Consider the following 16,857-nt stretch of genomic DNA (forward strand, 5'->3'; position numbering starts at 1 on the left):
TGGACGGATCGCTTTTTATTCTTTAATATTCATTTCAGACTGAAATCTCCGGAATTTGTTCTCACTTTGATTTTATATTCGCCGTCTCCTTTTTGTCCGATGATGCGTTTTTCTGTTTTTTCTTTATAGAGAAATCCTTTCAGATCAACAGTACCTTCTCCTGATCCGCCGTAATAATTCACGGATACAGACTCTGGCTCCTCGGTAAAATGAAGAGCAACATTACCGCTTCCTGTCTGCGCGTCAATAGATCCGGAAATTTTATCGTTTCTAATCGTGATGTCTCCGGAATTTGCGTTCGCCGTCAAAGATCCTCTAAACTGCTGAACATCAATAGTTCCGGACCCGGTTTCAAGAATCAACGATTTAGTTTCCGTCTCAGACACATTAAGATCACCGCTATTTGCTTTAATCGAAGCTTCGTCCCGTGCTTGATTGTCCCGTAAATCAACATCCCCGCTCGATGTCTCAATATCAAAACGCCCACTGGACTGATTATGCTCAGCAGTAATCGTTCCGGATCTGGTAGTCAGCGACAGCTGATCCGCCTGCAGATTCTGAGCCGTTAAATCTCCGGATCGGGTGATGACAGCAATTCGATTATATTGCCGTTCCGGAACCTCGATGACCAGCTTTGACCAGCCGATCGTAAAGGTGAAAAACGATTGATTCCGCTCTGCGGTCACACGAACCGTATCGCCTTTCTTGTTAATCGCCAGTTTAACCCCCTGGATCATCTGCTTATTGCCCCAGCCCTTCACCTCGGCTGACAATTGATCACGATTTGTTTTCTTTATTTCAACATCCAGCGATGATGCTTCTACATTTATTTTCTTTATTTCATTGACCGATGCGGTTTTTGTTTGTGTATCAGCTCTATTCGTTTGGAAAAGATCCGTTGTTTTAAAAACAATCAGCCCTCCAATAGCGCCGATAAGAATGAGTGCCAAGGCAACATAAATAATTTTTTTCATGATCGCTTCCTCCCTGTAATGAGATCGATATTAAAACGGACATAACCGGCACATACATACCAAAGAAATTTTCCACTGTAGATTAATGCGATACTGAGTAGTAAGCCTATGCCGCAGCAAGCCAGCGATACGAAAAAGGTAAATAGAAAAGCATCAAACCCCGACTGAAAAAATGATAAAAAAGAAAGCAGTGGACTGATCACCATGCTGACCGCACCAAACCATAAACCAATATACCCGAAGAAAATACCGAAAGCAGGTCCCGCAACCACAACCAGATTAAAAAAAATCAGGACTATAGCGAGCAGCAGTGAACGCGTCGCAGATGGCACCGTCTCCTGTCTCACCGGGTTTGTGGCATAATAATCGGCAAGTTCCGCGCTAGCAATATCTTGAGGATCACCGAGTTCTTGAATGATTTCTTCTTCTGTTTTCCCTTTATTAAATCCAATCGTAAAATGCTCTTCAAAATCCGCTAAAATTTCGTCACGTTCTTTTTTAGGGAGTTCTCTTAGCAAGTGGTTCAGTTTATGAAAAAAGTCATTCTTCACCATGTCCCGCTCCCTCCTTAATAAATTGATCAACCGCTTTAGAAAATTGTTTCCACTCGTTAATTAATGCATTCATATACTGCTCCCCTTCTGCTGTAATGGAGTAATACTTTCTTGGCGGTCCCTCGGTTGATTCACCAAGATACGTTGACAAATAGCCTTCCTTCGTTAGACGGCGAAGCAGCGGATAAAGTGTCCCTTCAGCCACTTCAATTTTTTCTGAAATGTTCTGAGCAAGTTCGTAGCCATACTGGTCTTTACCATCGATAAGCACAAGCACACAAAGCTCCAGAACCCCTTTTTTAAATTGAACATTCAAATGATTCATCCTTTCTCCAGTAATATCTATTGTTCACTAATGGTTATTGTTCAATAGAATGGTATAAAATGGATACAGTTAAAAACATAAATACCCTGTATAGTATAATGCACACTACTGACTAATGCAACATAGTTGAAGAAAAAAATCCGGCCTCATTCATAACGGCCGGATCTTTAGTGTTACTTATTTTCCATTTTGATTGTTTATCTCAATCGGAAGTCGCCTGACCTTGTCCGAACCTTGATTTTGTATTTTCCCTCTCCTTTTTTACCAATAATGCAATGATCACTTTTTTCTTCATAAAGCATGTCTTTAAGGTGCACAGAACCATCACCTGAAGAGCCTTGGTAATAAACGGAAACAGAGTCAGGCTCGCCGCCTAATGCGATCATGACATCACCGCTGCTTGTTTCCAAGTTCAAATCACCGACCAGTTCGTCGCTAGTCAAGTCAATATCACCGGATCTCGCTGAGGCATCTAGATTGCCGCGATAATCGGTTACCGTAATGTCACCGGAATGCGTCAGCAGTCTCATCTCATCTGCAGACGATCGGATCAGGCGGACATCACCGCTCGACGTATTCGCATTCAGCTTTCCCTTTACATGTGTATCACGCATCGTTAGATCGCCGCTTGAAGTCGCAGCGCTTACCTGCTGATTTGCCACGCAATGTGTCAGCCAATATCACCGGAATGGCATGAGAGATTCATCCGGCCCGTTACAAGTTCAGACACCTTATGTCGCTTGATTGTCCGTCAATCGCAATACGGTCATAGAGTCGTGTGGGCAACTCGATCACGACTTTTACACTCGAAAATGTAAGCGCCTTGATTTGAGTCAGCCAATCGTTTCTGTTCCGGATAATACGCATCTCTAATCTTTGATCCTTTTTATTCATCACCAACGCAACGGGATTTGTTTGTTCGTCACGATCCCCCGTCCAAACCTGCGCTTTCAGAAGCGTCTCTTCCGTCTGAATCAGTTCAACATCCGTTGATGAGGTGTTGACGATCAACTCATCAATTCCATCCATAGCAACCGTTTCTTCTAATATATTCCTCATGCTGATCACGCCTTTCGATACGACTAAATCTTAGATGCCTTTACTTTAATCGTTAATCCAGGTGACGTGATCCGTCGCAGGTCGGAATTTAATACGTGCCGCAGTCCGGATCTTACACTATATCTGATTCATCATTTGGAAAAATGATGCCGCTCTGCTTCCGCGCCGAACTCATCGTTTTCACGACCATCCGGCTGAGCTTACGTAAGCGCAGATATTCATCTTTATTATCTTGCTCCAGTATATCTGCAAAATTGCGGATTTCGTAGATTTTGTCGTCATCTTCAAAGTGTTCCGCAATCGGATGTACCACCTTCTCATGAGCATCAATCCATTCGAGTCGCGCGATATCCGATGAATTATTGATCCGAAACGTTCCTTTTTCACCATGAATTTCCGATGGTGCATCAGAATGAGCGATCTTTGAACAAAGGATCGTACAGATAAATTGCGGATAGACGAGAACCAAGGTTCCTCCGCCATCGATTCCATTAGATAATTTAACTGGATAATAAACGGAATGCTCTGGTTCGCCAAATAGAGCAATGGCCACATACGTCGGATAAACACCAATATCCTGCAGAGCGCCCGCTGCAAACTTTGGAGAAAAAATATTTGTTATTTCTCCGTTCAAAAATTTATCATAGCGCGAGGAATACTGAATAAGCTGCAGAGAGGCGGAACGAAGCTGCCCCGCTCGCGGCAGTACCTGCTGCAATTTTTTAAAAACCGGTGTCTGAATATTGCGGATCGCTTCGAATAAATACACATGATGCTCGTCCGCAATTCTGACCGCTTCATCAAATTCTTTCAAATTAGCAAAAATCGGTTTTTCACAAATGACATGTTTTCCGCCCCGCAGAAGAATCACCACTTGCTGAAAATGCAAACCGTTCGGGGACGCGCAATAAATGACGTCCACATCTTTGCTTGCAGCCAGCTGTTCCAATGTTGTAAACCACAGACTTCCACCGAACGCTTCTGAAAACTGCTTCGCCTTTTCCCCCGATCTGGAATAGGCACCAATGTAATCGAACCTGCCCGTCTTTTTAACCGCTTTTACAAATTGCTGCGTAATGCTGCTTGTTCCTATAGTGGCGAGTTTCATTGTCTTCCCCCTGCCTCATCAATTTAATACACTAATTATACCGATCAATGGATCATTTTGATAGCCCTTACATTGATAATCCCACAAATATATAAATTTCCCCACAAACTTCATATGCATGTGCAAATTAAAGTATAAGTAATGATGCAGAGATAACGAAAACACAATTCGGAGGACGAATTTATGATGAACGGACTTGATCAAGTCAAACAACAGCCTTTTATTTTGGGGTTTATCTTATTATATGTACTCCCGCCTATCGGAATGGCTTGGTTTGTCGGCTGCGCCGTCCTGGAATGGCGCAGTCAGATTATGAAAAAACATGCACTGCCTACCGATTTGATCAGCCTTTTGCTTGCCTTGATGGCTATGGCGTCGATCGGTTCTGTACTGATTAACTGGCAAATTACTGATCTGCTCTCCACGCTCATTCTGATTGGATACCTTGGAATCTACGTGTATTGGCTACGTCATCCCGAACATCTTCATATAAGGCAATTTGTGTGGATCACGATTTGGGGCGGCGTTTATATTTTCTTTTCGGAACGTGTACTGAATCTGATTCCTCATGATTCCATTATAGGAACAGCAGTATCCTTCCTGACCGGGCACTTTTTATTCGGCTATAGGGGGATGCCGCGTTTATACGGATCAACATTTAATCCGAACTATGCCTGTTACCTGTTAATACTCGCACTCGCTTTTCTATCTGTTGAACTGCTGCGAGCAATACAGATAAAGAACAAGCAAATTATTATTCTGTCACTTTTGATTCTTCCGATTCTTGATCTAGGTATCTATCAAACAGGATCCAGAGCCGGATTCGTCATAATGTTTCTGATTCACCTTCTATTCATTTACAAATTAAGTATACGGTTGTTCCTGCCAATTGCTGCATTAGTTGCAATCAGTGCCCCATTTCTCTATCAATTGATGCCGCGATCAGACGGAACCGAATCATCGATGACGAAACGGATTGAAATTTGGGGGAACAGCTGGCACATTTTTACGGAAAATCCGTTTTTTGGTGCCACTACTTTTGGCTTTGGCAGAGACTATGCAGCGCTTAACGGCGAAATGATTCCGCATGCCCACGATCTGTTTTTGTCAGTTCTTTCTTCATCGGGCATATTCTGCGGCCTGTTTTTTCTCGCTGCCATTGTCATTAATACGGTCCAGCTGTTCAAGGCGCAGAGAATGAGCGCAAAAAACAATTACTCAGCAGCACTGTTTCTCTTTTCATTGCCGACCATCATTCTGTATGGTATTATGGACTTCACCTTGTCCTCGCCTCAAGTCATGATCATTGTCCTTGTGCTGCTTTCCTACTGGGTAAGATATTCAGCACGCATGAATCAATTCGCGCGCCTGCACAAGACAATGAGACTGGTTCTAGGCAATAGGGTTCGTTTTGGAGACAGGCGGCAAAAACCTGCGATACTGCAAACCTTTAAAGGAGCATCTGGCAGGTAAGAACAATTAATGATATGATAACGATGATCTTTTTTGGTGGGCACCTTGATTCGAGGTGCCCACCTTTAAAATGAAAGGGTGAAGAGATTGGTTGAAAAAATAGCATTTATCGGTTCCGGTGAATTAGCGGAATCTTTATTAAAAGGCTTTCTGAATAAAAAATTCGTTGCAGCAGATCAGGTCTGGATGAACAATCACTCAAACAAGGATCGTCTTGCGGTACTTGAACACGCGTTTCACGTCCACACGACTCAGAATAAAGAATTGGCGCTGAAAAATGCAGAGATTATTATCTTTGCATTCAGACCCGCAGACACAAAGAGCGCAGTGGAGGAAATGAAATCCTATTTGCGTCCGGAACAGCTGGTTATTTCATTAATGGTGGGCGTCCCAACCGCATTCATTCAATCAGCGTCTGGCATTGATCTCCCAATTGTTCGAGCAATGCCGAATACATCCGCATCCATAGGACTGTCGGCAACCGGAATAGCTGCCGGCTCTTTTGTAACAGACGCGCAGCTCAAGCTTGCCAAGCAGCTGTTCGAAACCGTCGGTACCGTTACCGTCGTCAAGGAAAGCCAGATCGATGTCATCGCCGGGCTGGCAGGAAGCGGTCCAGCTTATTTATACTACCTCGCTCAGGCAATGCAGGAGGCGGGCGCGCGTGAAGGAGTCCCTGAAGCATCCTCGGCACAGCTTGTCATGCAGACATTGCTCGGCGCATCACATTTGCTGAATCAATCCGGAAAATCAGCCTCTGATCTGTTGAAGGCTGTTGCAACTCCCGGAGGAACAACTCAAGCAGGTATCGACACGCTGGACAAACAAGCAGTCAGACAAGCTGTCATTGACTGCATTCATCAGGCAATTGTACGTGCCAAAGAAATGAGCACACCTTTTACGAAATAATTTCTGTCAGATCTTGCAACACGGATGTATTGAAGAATGATTAAAGCAAAAAAGAATGTCAGATTTAATGACATATATTATTGAATGATGGTCAAATGGTGCTATTATGTTCTTGTAAGCTTTAACACACCTTCTGTTGCAGTTAACCTTAAGTTAAGATGTTTGATCTTGATTTAGGAAACCATCATTTACTCGTTTTGCGATGAGATGCTGACCGGCATTCTTGTCGCATATTTTTTTGTCTTCAGCTTTGAATGACACGAAATCCGCTCGTTTTCTGTGGATGATCTGCCATTTTAACTTTGCAGATTATAGATTTTGTCTGGTCAGCATCAACACGTCACAAATCATGACACGTCTAAGCATTCTTTATCGCTTAGCAATATTCCGTTATAATAAAATGATTAAATCATTCAATAACAGACTGCTGTTTTGCCATGAAATTTTTTACATACCGCATCGAATCATTGATCGGCCGGCACGGCAATCCATTCGACTGCGAATAATGAATTACAGGGAACGCCGTATAAAAAGAAGAGGGGCAGTATCATGGATTTAAGTACTGGATTCAAGATTTTCATCAGCTGTATTTGTGTGGGCTTGACTGCTTTATTATTACCTGATTACAAAGCAAGCGCCCAGACCGAACAGCAGCTCTTTTATACTTCCTTCGAGAACGGCAATCCGGTATTGGCATGGAAGAATATGCCTGAAAACGAGAAAAACGGCAAACAATTAACCCATGGCGTCAAAGCGCCGGGCGGCAACGGCAAAACAATGGCTACCTACACCTCGCGCGGACCGAGCGATTTATACAATGCTCCCAAAAGGTTAGGGTGGACAGGCCGTAACGTTCTTACTTATGCAGGAAAAACGGCTAATACACGAAACAGCTACGCTTACAATAAGCTGTACCGCGTACATATTCCGGTCGCAAAGGATACGCAACTTTCTTATCTCGTTGCTCCCGAAGCAACAAAGAAGGATCCTACCGCGCAGACAGCCGGTTATGTATCCATCGATCTTAAGTTTTCGGATGGAAGCTATCTTCATCAACTGAACGCAGTGGATCAGAATGGCGTACGAATAACGCCAGAGGCACAGGGAAAATCCGGAACGCTGCTCATGAATCAATGGAATCAAAAATCAATTTTGCTCGGTAAAGCGGCAAAAGGAAAAACGATTGTCCGCATACTGCTCGCTTTTAAAGCGTCTCAGGCAAACAGCACCTTCCAAGGAGCAATCGACGACCTTCTCATAAGCAACAGCTCTGCGATATCTGCTGCTAAAGTGCAGCCGGTTGATCAAGTAAACATACTCCGCGGCACGGCCTCTGGGGCACAGTTTGTCCGCGGTGATACGGTGCCGGCGATTGGCGTACCCAATGGATTCAACTATTGGTCACCGGCACTGAACAGCAGTGCAAAGAAACAGATTTATCCATATAGTAAAAACAACGACCCGGACAATTTGCCTGAACTTCAGTCCTTTTCGCTCAGCCAATCTGCAAATGATCAGAACGGCATTCGGCAAACTCTGCAAGTGATGCCTTCAAGCTTTTCCGGTACGCCCAGCGCCAGTCGGCTCGGCAGAGGCAAAGCGTTCAAGCGATCGGACGAATCGGCAAGTCCCTATCGGTATGCGGTCACATTCACTGACGGCATGCGTGCCGAACTTGCCGCGACCAGCCGCGCAGCAATCATGCGCTACACCTTTACCGGCAAACAGGGCAGCCTGATCTTTGACAACTTAGACCGTTACGGCAACCTGACACTTCATCCAAAGACCCAATCGCTTGAAGGCTACTCTGACATCAAAAACAAGAAAACCGGCAGTATGAACAGAATGTTCTTTTATGCAACTGTGGATCGACCGGTGGTCAATGCACAGCATTTATCCGGGGAAGATCGCGATCGCGTGACCGCATACTTCAGATTTGATACGTCAAAGAAGCGAACAGTTACATTAAAAGTGGGTAGTTCTTTAATCAGCACGGAGCAAGCGAAGAAAAACCTGAATCAGGAAATCAGCAAGAAGGCCTCCATCAAAGACATTGCGGACAAGGCAAAAAAAGAATGGAATGAACGACTCAGCCGCATTACCGTTGAGGGTGCGGTAAACGATCAGCAATCGACACTATACTCGAATCTTTACCGCCTTTATCAATCACCCAATGAGAAATCTGAGAATGTCGGCACAAAGAAAAAACCTAAGTATCGCTATGCAGACTTGAGTGTGCCTGCTTCCGCTGCAAACACAGCTAATCACACGGGTGCGCCAATTAAAAAAGGACGTATTTATGGAAACAGTGCGTTCGCCTATAGCACGCAGACCGTCTGGCCGGCCTATGCACTTCTTGAACCTAAGCTGACCGGTCGTTTCATTAACGGTTTTTTAACGGTTTATAAAAACGGTGGCCGTTTCGACACCGACGCAGGCACCGCCTTTGCTGATGCCATAGCAAAAGGAGTTCCCGGAGTTAATACATCGCTCCTGTACACAGCCATGCTGCATGCCGCTTCCGTACCTCAGGATGAGCAAGAGCAATTGTTGATTGGCTATACCCCGTCCGTTCAAAAAAACAGTGTCGGTCAGACATTGAACCGATCAATCAACAATTTTGCCTTAGGTAATCTGGGAAGAACTTTAGCAGAAAAGAAGGCTGATAGTTCTTCTCTTTCAGATGACAGCCGCTACTACTTGAGTCAGTCACAAAATTATCTTCAGCTCTTCAATCGTTCAGCGAATTCCTTCACACCGCGAAAAGCAAACGGAAAATGGGACACCGGAGCATCGGGGAGCAGCAAGTTACGTAATAAAACTGCAGAGGACTTGGCAAACGCTTTTAACGTTTCCCAGGATGGTCAAGGTTTAATTAATTTGTATGGGGGAAAGGCTGAATTGATCGAAGGGCTTGATCGATACCTCAGCACGGAACCTGCTGCCCAATCGATCAAGAAGCAGGCAGAAGCCCGGCTCGCATTGAGCGGACACTTGGGCCTGTTCACACTGGACAAGAATTCATCACCTTCACTGCCTTACATGTATCTATTCGCTTCGGCTCCTTGGAAGACCCAGAACATGACCCGAACACTCTTGAACCGTTTCTACACCGGTGGCGCGATTGGCCAAGGCTATCTAGGCTCCGATGCCGGAGCGATGCTCTCAGGTTATTATTTCTTTGGGGCGGCAGGAATCTATCCACTTCAGAAAGGATCAGCAAATTATGTGATTGGTGCCCCCTATTTCAAGAAAATGACGCTGCACCTGGAAAGCGGAAAGGACCTGATTATCAGCGCCCCCAACGTCAGCAATAAAAACCAATATGTCCAAAGTGTCTCACTCAATGGCAAGCCGCTGCAAAAAACGACGCTATCGGCAAACGATTTGGCTAATGGCGGAACTCTGAATTTTGACATGGGCAGCGAACCATCCAGCTGGGGAACATCTACAGATGCTGCTCCGGAATCGCTCACCGCACAATCGACGAATGGTTCGTCTCTCTTTCCGAAGCCGTTGATTGATCTTACGGACAAGGCATCCATCAATCGGCAAAGTGAAGAGGGCAGTCTGACCAGTTTGGTTGACAGCAACTTGCAGACTTCCGTTAAATTTAATAAGGAGCATCCATCTGTTATTTTCCATTTTAAAACAGAGAATCGCAGGATTAAAATGTATACCTTAACTTCTTCGAACGGCCGGGATTCAAGCGATCCGGAAAACTGGACAATGTGGGGGTCAAATGATGGAACAACCTGGGATCTTCTTGATACAAGAACGAACCAGAAATTTAAGTGGCGTTCCATGACACGTGCATTCTCGATTAAAAATCCAAAGGCCTACTCTTATTATAGAATAAATGTAACGAAAAACAGCAATAGTCACCCGCTGTCGATCAGTGAACTTCAGCTGCTCGGCTATTCGGAGATACCTGATGGTTTTGAAACGATGCGCCGTGATATCATTCATCAGTTCGAATTGAAAAATCTGACCGAATCGGAAACGGCATCGCTTTCTAACGCGTTGAATGAGGCGCAGATGGCCTATATGGACGGAAATCTCTCATCATCCGTCTATTACATGCAAACCTATGTCCGGCTGATCAATTCATTTATTTATAAGGTTACCGCTCCTGAAAAAGTGCGCAGCAGCCTTTCAGCCGATGCACATGCAATGGTCAATTTATTATCCGATTGACCGCATAAGGCTCAGTAAAATGAAAGAATGCAGGGATATGATGTTCCGATCAATCAAAGTCCGAGATGTCATTGAAGCAGATCTGGCAATGCTTGTGTCAATTTACAATAGCATCATCCGGTCCGCAACACGTTTGGAATTAAAATTATACTTACTTTTATTTTTAGTCAAAACATACTGAATTTTCACCTTTTTGAACATTTCGGTTTTGAATATTGGAAAAAATTTTCAAAGATCATCGAATTGAACAGCATCAAATCATTGTGGGCAAGCGAATTATAGATTAAAGCGCCAATTAAAATGGAGTCGAACTTAAAGAAACCACAGTCCGCTATTTCTGATAGCCGGCTGCAAGTAAAAATTTCATAAAGTGGAACTGCACCGCTGACAGAAGATGCGTATCCATCATGTTAAAGAGAGTGCAGCTGAGCAGACTAAATTCGAATCAATGAGGGAACCGTGATGAACGGGAGTTAGACCGAGCTTATAACGATAGAACTCAAAGCCTAATGAAAAAACCGAACCGTGTAACGAATCAGCAAAACCGCTAAGGATGTTCGCTCTTTTTGAGCAATAAATCCAGATACTCCAACAGTATCGACTTTGTCACAGAGCAATGGCAGACTGCGTCTCGCACCGTCTGCCATTACTTTCAGCTTTTCGGTTCTTCACCGATGATTTTTACCTCTGTTTCCAAATTCACACCGAATTTCTTCTTGACGGTCTCCTGTACATGCCTAATAAGATGTATATAATCCGAAGCGGTACCATGATCAACATTAACCATGAATCCGGCATGCTTCGTCGACACTTCAACGCCGCCGATTCTTGTTCCTTGCAGACCACTGTCTTGAATCAGTTTTCCGGCAAAATAACCGGTCGGCCGTTTAAATACACTCCCGCATGACGGATACTCAAGCGGCTGCTTTAATTCACGTAATTCAGTCAATCGATCCATCTCTTGTTTTATTTCAACTGGATCTGCCTTTTTGAGCACAAAGGTTCCTTCAAGCGCCAAATAACCTTTTTGAGAAAATGCACTGTGCCGATAACCCATCTCAAGTTCGTTATCTTCCAGCCTTAAAATAGATCCACTTGCGTCGACAACAACTGCCGCATGCAGCACATCTGCGGTCTCTCCACCATAGGCACCGGCGTTCATATACAATGCACCTCCGACTGATCCTGGGATGCCGCAGGCAAATTCCAGGCCCGTAAGTGCATGTGCCAAAGCGAAACGAGAAACGTCAATAATCGACGCACCGCTTTGCGCAATAATTGTCTCACCTTCGCATTTCATTTGGTTCAGACATCCGCAGTAAACAACAATTCCTCTGATTCCGCCGTCCCGTATAATCAGATTGGATCCCCTTCCGAGGATCGTCAGCGGCACTTGATGCCTATTGGCATAAGCAACAATCTTTCCTACTTCTTCGTACGTTTGCGGAGTTACAAAAAGATCAGCCTTCCCGCCGGTGTGAGTAAACGTATAGGTACTTAACTTCTCATCTATTTTTACATGCTCTTCTTTTAACATCATATTCAGCAAATCAGAACGCACTTCTTGTTTATTCATCGCAATGACCATTCCTTCTCGGCTTTTTCGCCAGTTTCCTGCCTTATTATTTATGCCATTGCCCGGCAGGTATGTCAACCATCATTTGATTTTTGTGCGGCGAATTGCTACTAAAAAGCGGCATACGATCTGCGGTGAATCAGCGAGGGAGTCAAACAGAAGTCGGGCGAACTTATGATTCATCCGCCCGACGTTTAATCGGATAACATATTTTTTTGCTGCGTTCGCATCTGATGTTTGTTGAGATACATGTATTCATCAGCTTTCTCAATCAAATCCCCAATCGTTATGCCGTCATCAGGATAAAAGCTGATTCCGATGCTCAGTGACAGCCAAATATCATAACCGTCCTGAACAATATGTCTTTTTTTATTTACTTCAATACGTTCGGCAATCGCCTGATAATCGCGAACGGTTCGAATGTCAGGGAGCAGAACCAAAAATTCATCGCCGCCATATCTGCAGACGATATCATTTTTACGTGTTGATTCCGTCAGCAGACTTGCCACGCGCGTCATGACTTTATCACCTGTGTTATGGCCATAGGTATCATTAATTAGTTTGAATTCATTAACATCGACAAACATCAGACCGAGCATTGTACCATGATCTCGCGCCATACTTAGATATTTGTCTGCGAACTTGTCGAACAATGCCCGATTGGCCACACCCGTCAGTTTGTCATAATAGGCGAGTTTTTCAATAACCTTCTCTTTTTGCTTCAACTGATTGTTTAAATGGGAAAGTTGACTGACGTAATCCCTTAATTGACTGATTCTCTGAAACTGATTCGTGACATCAATAAATTCAAGGAGAAGATTGCTTCGGCCTTCCAGCAACACACGATTCATTTTCAGATTTACCCGATGATCCGGATTGACTAATTTCCGATGCATAGCCGCCGAAAAAAAGATCGGATTGCCCCTGGATATCAAACGCTCCACGGCACTATAAAAGAACGGACGTTCAAGTGCAGGAAGCACCTGATTTACTTTTTTCCCGAGAACCTCACTGCTTTTCTTACCTGACAATCGCTCCATAAAGGGATTCCAGTAGGTAATCTCGAGGTCCTCTGTAATCATGATGATTCCCTCATTTATGCAGTTAAGAATACCAGGAATAATAGAATCCATAATCACTCATCTTCCGTTATACAATTTATCGATCTTATTCAGAATATCGTCAAGAGAATTCAACGTCATATTAATAACAATCGCTCCGCCAATTTCAGTCCCTTCGATGTCAAAAGCTAGAAACATCATAAGTACAAGCCGATAATCTTCGCAATCAACAAAATGCTCCGCATTTGCATCATTTAATACATCGATGTCGGGCAAGGTATACTCAACCGGTATGTTTACCGCATTGCTCAGCTCGCCGATAATTGAGTTAATGACAATATTGCCGATTTCTTTGATTGTATCAAAATCAATATCCGTGAATTCCAGACTATCCTCAAATTCATCACGCGTTTCATGAAGGCAGAGATCAATAAAATGATGCATTTTATCCGCTGGAAAGAGCAGGCTGACTTTGCCTTCCAGCTGGCTGTTAAACGAAATGGAGGAAACCATGACCGCCCCCTCCGCGACATTCTGCAAATACTTGTTAAGTTCAATCTTCCCCTTAGCAGCGTCCAAAATACGGACATTGGGAATTGTCAATCCGATTCGTTTATCAATGATATCCGAAAGTGTACTCGCCGCTTGACCCACGCCGACATTAAATAATTCAGTTAGGATATCTTCTCTGCTTATATTATCGGCCACGGCTACCCGTCCCTATGATGTCGCAGATCTCTTTCGCCTTTTTTTCATCTAAAGGTTTATTAATAAAAGAGAGCACACCCATTTTTTCGACAACATCACGCACTCGATTCTGAACATCAGCAGACAAAACAATGACATTGGCCTCACGATCAATTTGCTTTGCTTTTTCAATCAAATCCTGTCCACGCAATTTCGGCATTAACAGATCGACAATCATGAAATCAGGATGAACCTCCGAAAATTTCTCAAGACCTTCCTGCCCGTCATTTGCAAAAAGAAACTCTATATTTTCTAGGTATTGGTTTAAAAGGGAATATGTAATTTTCTGTGAAAATTTCGAGTCATCTACAATAAGTACTTTTGTCAAAAATACCCACCCTCTCTCTGTTGATCACTGATTACCGCATCAATAAAAGAACTGTGCAAACAACCCATCATTTTAATAAGCAATAATAACCAGGTCTTTTTACCTTTGAAAATGTCAAAAAAAATATGCCTTTATTTTTATTATAAGTAGATACAGAGAAAAGACAAGAATAATAATGCTCAAAAATCTGTTCATTTTTTCTTTTAATCAACTCAAAACGCAAATCATTCAATAAAAAGATGTGTCTTTAGTCTTCAATAACTCACATGCCAAAAATCAATTTTGCAGTCTATTCCTTGTCATATGCATCTTCCTTTTCTAGCTCCTGGCGCGCTTTCCTGCTAAGCGAAGACAATACAAGCATATGCGCCTGATCTAGCATCGTTTTCAGTACATGCTCAGGAACATCCGCTTCAAGATACAGTGAATTCCAATGCGCCTTGTTCATATAATACCCTGGAACGATTGCATCATATTCTTCCCGCAGATGTGCACCAAACTGAGGTAACAATTTAACCGTAATTATTGGGCGGCCGTTTTTATCCCCGCCGCGCATCGCAAACAATTTCCCGCGAATCATATATCTAGTCGCCTTGCCATTCTCCTTTATAATCACATTCTGCTCCGATTTTTGCTAAACAATAATCATCGATCCATCCGATATTCATTATTCCCCCCCCTTTCAGTAAATAAAGTACTGTTCTTTGTTATATCAATTGGTCACTATGCGTTTCATAAAACTCCGCATCGTAAAAAGGTGACAGTCATACGACTGCCACCTACTAATATTTAAATTCACTTATTTTTGATTACACGCCTGATGGTAAGTTTGCAGCACTCGTTTATTTTCAAGGATCATAACACCCTGCTTATTTACTGCCTCAGCGATGAGTGCCAGTTCCTGTCGCATTGCACTTGAAAGGAAACCGGTTTCAATGTTCTTTTTGATCACATAATATAATTCTGTTAAATAAGTCGTTGAATACTGATCATATGAACTCATATTATTTCCCCCACTTATTATCATTACCCATTACGTGACGCCCAATTCCGAATAAGCAATTCTTTTTCTTTTACCAAATTGTTCTTTTTCTCTGCGTACTGACCTACTCTTATATTTCTCCCCTAAAAACAATATACCCAATTCATTTTATTTTTGAATCCGTATTTTCCGCAATTATTTCAAATTATTTTTTTATTTTTTGAAGGAGATCAGTTTCAAAAGTCGAATTAACAATTATGTAAGGACAAAATTTGGAGGTGTATGACAGTGAATGAAAAATTGTGGGCGTTGGTACAGGAATTTGTCAATAAGTCGCAGGTAGGGAATGCAGAGTTGGCAGTTGCAGGCGCGAATCTGGATCCGGACGTGACCTCCGTTTTTACGAAGCATATGTACGAACTTGCTGAAACAAATAATCATCCGATTCAATGGGTTTAAGCAAGATGTCAGACTCAGACCGAGAATATAATAGAGATAAGATTAAAACTTTCTTGAAAGAATATTTATCCGAAGCAAAAACGAACAATAAAACACAAGTTCTTATTACTTCTCTTTTGCACCTAAAAGGGAAGATTTTTAATGTTAAATCAAGTTTCACTTGGGCAGAGTTCTATTATTGTACTGCCTCGCTTTTTGGTTCGACTGATAAACATAATGAATCCAAAATTGCCTGCTCTGCTGCCATTGAACTGCTCGTTCTGGCAACGGATATTCTTGATGATTTGGCAGATCAGGATTTCAATGGCGAGATTTTAACAAAACTCTCCGTTCCTCAGGCTGTAAGTCTATCCAGCCTGCTTTTGATGGAAGGATTACATATTATCACCCTCCATAAAAATTCTCATTTGCTAATAAATGTGATTGAGCAATTACGCGAAGCAGCGCAAGGACAGACCAAGGATTTATCCTTCTGCATCAGCAGAAATCATCTGCCTACTGAGAAAGAATATTTTGCACAGATCAGCCGTAAATCGGTATCACTGACCCGCTTAGTCTTTCATTTAAATGCTTCGTCTGAAGAGCTTCCATTTTGGAACAACGTTGCGGACTGCATTGGATTTTCCGGACAAATCAGTAATGACGCGCGCGATCTTTTCGACGACACGAAAAATGATCTTATCGATAAAAAAGCTACATTGCCTCTAATTAAAGCGATTGAGGCCGGCCAATCAAAGAATGACGATTGGCTTTTAAAGATACTGACAACAAAAAATTTAAGAGAAAACAGGGACTTACTGCCAGCCATTCGCGCATATGTCCAAAAAACCGGAGCAATTAAATATTGTGAGATTCTTACTGAAGTCTATTTAAACAAAGCCATTAAGCTATTAAAGAAAAAACAAGAGGCAAGTAGCAATAAAATTCAATATACAAACCTGATAAGATTCCTCGGAGATGATGATCATTAAATCAAAGCTAATTCCCTATTCATTATTTATGTTGTTTGTTTTACTCACTGCGTACTACTCATATTCATTCCTATTCCAAACGGATTTTAATAAAATTGAAGCGGACCCAGTTCCTCGTTTGGATCAACTCGTCA

At 42.9% G+C, this 16,857-nt stretch carries 17 protein-coding genes; 5 read left to right on the forward strand and 12 right to left on the reverse strand.

From position 1 onward, the window contains the following. Positions 1 to 29 precede the first annotated feature (29 nt). The 6 genes from NIE88_RS08580 to NIE88_RS08605 all read right to left on the reverse strand — a co-directional run bounded on the left by NIE88_RS08580 (position 30) and on the right by NIE88_RS08605 (position 4,020). Positions 30 to 974 (reverse strand): DUF4097 family beta strand repeat-containing protein, encoded by a 945-nt coding sequence (locus NIE88_RS08580; protein WP_253061182.1) that lies wholly within the window; start codon positions 972 to 974, stop codon positions 30 to 32. Next, the gene (locus NIE88_RS08585; RefSeq protein WP_253061184.1) at positions 971 to 1,528 is read right to left on the reverse strand and encodes a DUF1700 domain-containing protein; all 558 of its coding nucleotides are present in this window, start codon (positions 1,526 to 1,528) and stop codon (positions 971 to 973) included. The genes NIE88_RS08580 and NIE88_RS08585 overlap by 4 nt, the downstream gene beginning before the upstream one ends. Continuing rightward, positions 1,515 to 1,844: a PadR family transcriptional regulator gene (locus NIE88_RS08590; RefSeq protein ID WP_253061186.1), complete on the reverse strand. Its 330-nt coding sequence runs from the start codon at positions 1,842 to 1,844 to the stop codon at positions 1,515 to 1,517. Before NIE88_RS08590 ends, NIE88_RS08585 begins: the two co-directional genes overlap by 14 nt. Positions 1,845 to 2,050: 206 nt before the next feature. Beyond that, positions 2,051 to 2,515 carry a DUF4097 family beta strand repeat-containing protein gene (locus NIE88_RS08595; protein WP_253061188.1) on the reverse strand — a complete coding sequence of 155 codons (465 nt, stop codon included), beginning with the start codon at positions 2,513 to 2,515 and terminating at the stop codon, positions 2,051 to 2,053. 52 nt (positions 2,516 to 2,567) lie between these two features. Further along, entirely contained in the window at positions 2,568 to 2,912 is a 345-nt protein-coding gene (locus tag NIE88_RS08600; protein ID WP_253061190.1) for a DUF4097 family beta strand repeat-containing protein, read from the reverse strand. A 112-nt stretch (positions 2,913 to 3,024) separates the two neighbouring features. Beyond that, on the reverse strand, positions 3,025 to 4,020 hold the full coding sequence (locus tag NIE88_RS08605; protein WP_253061192.1) for a Gfo/Idh/MocA family protein: 996 nt from the start codon (positions 4,018 to 4,020) through the stop codon (positions 3,025 to 3,027). Positions 4,021 to 4,203: 183 nt separating this feature from the next. On the opposite strand from NIE88_RS08605, the gene NIE88_RS08610 reads away from it, so the two are divergent. The 3 genes from NIE88_RS08610 (at position 4,204) to NIE88_RS08620 (ending at position 10,599) form a co-directional block, all read left to right on the forward strand. Next, the gene (locus NIE88_RS08610) at positions 4,204 to 5,493 is read left to right on the forward strand and encodes an O-antigen ligase family protein (protein ID WP_253061194.1); all 1,290 of its coding nucleotides are present in this window, start codon (positions 4,204 to 4,206) and stop codon (positions 5,491 to 5,493) included. A gap of 87 nt (positions 5,494 to 5,580) precedes the next feature. Then, positions 5,581 to 6,402: a pyrroline-5-carboxylate reductase gene (gene proC, locus NIE88_RS08615; RefSeq protein WP_253061196.1), complete on the forward strand. Its 822-nt coding sequence runs from the start codon at positions 5,581 to 5,583 to the stop codon at positions 6,400 to 6,402. Between the two features lie 549 nt (positions 6,403 to 6,951). Continuing rightward, positions 6,952 to 10,599 carry a GH92 family glycosyl hydrolase gene (locus NIE88_RS08620; RefSeq protein ID WP_253061198.1) on the forward strand — a complete coding sequence of 1,216 codons (3,648 nt, stop codon included), beginning with the start codon at positions 6,952 to 6,954 and terminating at the stop codon, positions 10,597 to 10,599. 652 nt (positions 10,600 to 11,251) lie between these two features. On the opposite strand, the gene murB is transcribed toward NIE88_RS08620, so the two are convergent. The 6 genes from murB to NIE88_RS08650 all read right to left on the reverse strand — a co-directional run bounded on the left by murB (position 11,252) and on the right by NIE88_RS08650 (position 15,314). After that, positions 11,252 to 12,175, reverse strand: a complete 924-nt coding sequence (murB, locus tag NIE88_RS08625; RefSeq protein ID WP_253061200.1) for a UDP-N-acetylmuramate dehydrogenase — start codon at positions 12,173 to 12,175, stop codon at positions 11,252 to 11,254. Positions 12,176 to 12,369: 194 nt separating this feature from the next. After that, positions 12,370 to 13,308, reverse strand: a complete 939-nt coding sequence (locus tag NIE88_RS08630) for a sensor domain-containing diguanylate cyclase (RefSeq protein WP_290446383.1) — start codon at positions 13,306 to 13,308, stop codon at positions 12,370 to 12,372. A 6-nt stretch (positions 13,309 to 13,314) separates the two neighbouring features. Beyond that, the gene (locus NIE88_RS08635) at positions 13,315 to 13,944 is read right to left on the reverse strand and encodes a chemotaxis protein CheC (protein WP_253061204.1); all 630 of its coding nucleotides are present in this window, start codon (positions 13,942 to 13,944) and stop codon (positions 13,315 to 13,317) included. After that, a complete protein-coding gene (locus NIE88_RS08640; protein ID WP_253061206.1) occupies positions 13,934 to 14,311 on the reverse strand; it encodes a response regulator transcription factor in 378 nt (125 codons plus the stop codon). Before NIE88_RS08640 ends, NIE88_RS08635 begins: the two co-directional genes overlap by 11 nt. 289 nt (positions 14,312 to 14,600) lie before the next feature. Next, a complete protein-coding gene (locus NIE88_RS08645; protein WP_253061208.1) occupies positions 14,601 to 14,891 on the reverse strand; it encodes an MmcQ/YjbR family DNA-binding protein in 291 nt (96 codons plus the stop codon). Positions 14,892 to 15,110: 219 nt separating this feature from the next. Further along, positions 15,111 to 15,314, reverse strand: a complete 204-nt coding sequence (locus tag NIE88_RS08650; RefSeq protein ID WP_253061210.1) for a hypothetical protein — start codon at positions 15,312 to 15,314, stop codon at positions 15,111 to 15,113. Between the two features lie 267 nt (positions 15,315 to 15,581). On the opposite strand from NIE88_RS08650, the gene NIE88_RS08655 reads away from it, so the two are divergent. Both NIE88_RS08655 and NIE88_RS08660 read left to right on the forward strand, forming a co-directional pair. Beyond that, positions 15,582 to 15,752, forward strand: coding sequence for a hypothetical protein (locus tag NIE88_RS08655; RefSeq protein ID WP_253061212.1), 171 nt, complete (start codon positions 15,582 to 15,584; stop codon positions 15,750 to 15,752). Between the two features lie 53 nt (positions 15,753 to 15,805). Continuing rightward, positions 15,806 to 16,723, forward strand: a complete 918-nt coding sequence (locus tag NIE88_RS08660) for a polyprenyl synthetase family protein (RefSeq protein WP_253061214.1) — start codon at positions 15,806 to 15,808, stop codon at positions 16,721 to 16,723. Positions 16,724 to 16,857: the final 134 nt, after the last annotated feature.

Origin of the sequence: Sporolactobacillus shoreicorticis (assembly GCF_024125445.1) — a bacterium.
Taxonomy (GTDB): domain Bacteria; phylum Bacillota; class Bacilli; order Bacillales; family Sporolactobacillaceae; genus Sporolactobacillus; species Sporolactobacillus shoreicorticis.

Bases quoted from the DNA above. Each gene is read 5' to 3' on its own strand.
- NIE88_RS08580 (WP_253061182.1), bottom strand. From the start codon at position 974: ATGAAAAAAATTATTTATGTTGCCTTGGCACTCATTCTTATCGGCGCT.
- NIE88_RS08585 (WP_253061184.1), bottom strand. From the start codon at position 1,528: ATGGTGAAGAATGACTTTTTTCATAAACTGAACCACTTGCTAAGAGAA.
- NIE88_RS08600 (WP_253061190.1), bottom strand. From the start codon at position 2,912: ATGAGGAATATATTAGAAGAAACGGTTGCTATGGATGGAATTGATGAG.
- NIE88_RS08605 (WP_253061192.1), bottom strand. From the start codon at position 4,020: ATGAAACTCGCCACTATAGGAACAAGCAGCATTACGCAGCAATTTGTA.
- NIE88_RS08610 (WP_253061194.1), top strand. From the start codon at position 4,204: ATGATGAACGGACTTGATCAAGTCAAACAACAGCCTTTTATTTTGGGG.
- NIE88_RS08620 (WP_253061198.1), top strand. From the start codon at position 6,952: ATGGATTTAAGTACTGGATTCAAGATTTTCATCAGCTGTATTTGTGTG.
- murB (WP_253061200.1), bottom strand. From the start codon at position 12,175: ATGAATAAACAAGAAGTGCGTTCTGATTTGCTGAATATGATGTTAAAA.
- NIE88_RS08630 (WP_290446383.1), bottom strand. From the start codon at position 13,308: ATGGATTCTATTATTCCTGGTATTCTTAACTGCATAAATGAGGGAATC.
- NIE88_RS08645 (WP_253061208.1), bottom strand. From the start codon at position 14,891: ATGATTCGCGGGAAATTGTTTGCGATGCGCGGCGGGGATAAAAACGGC.
- NIE88_RS08650 (WP_253061210.1), bottom strand. From the start codon at position 15,314: ATGAGTTCATATGATCAGTATTCAACGACTTATTTAACAGAATTATAT.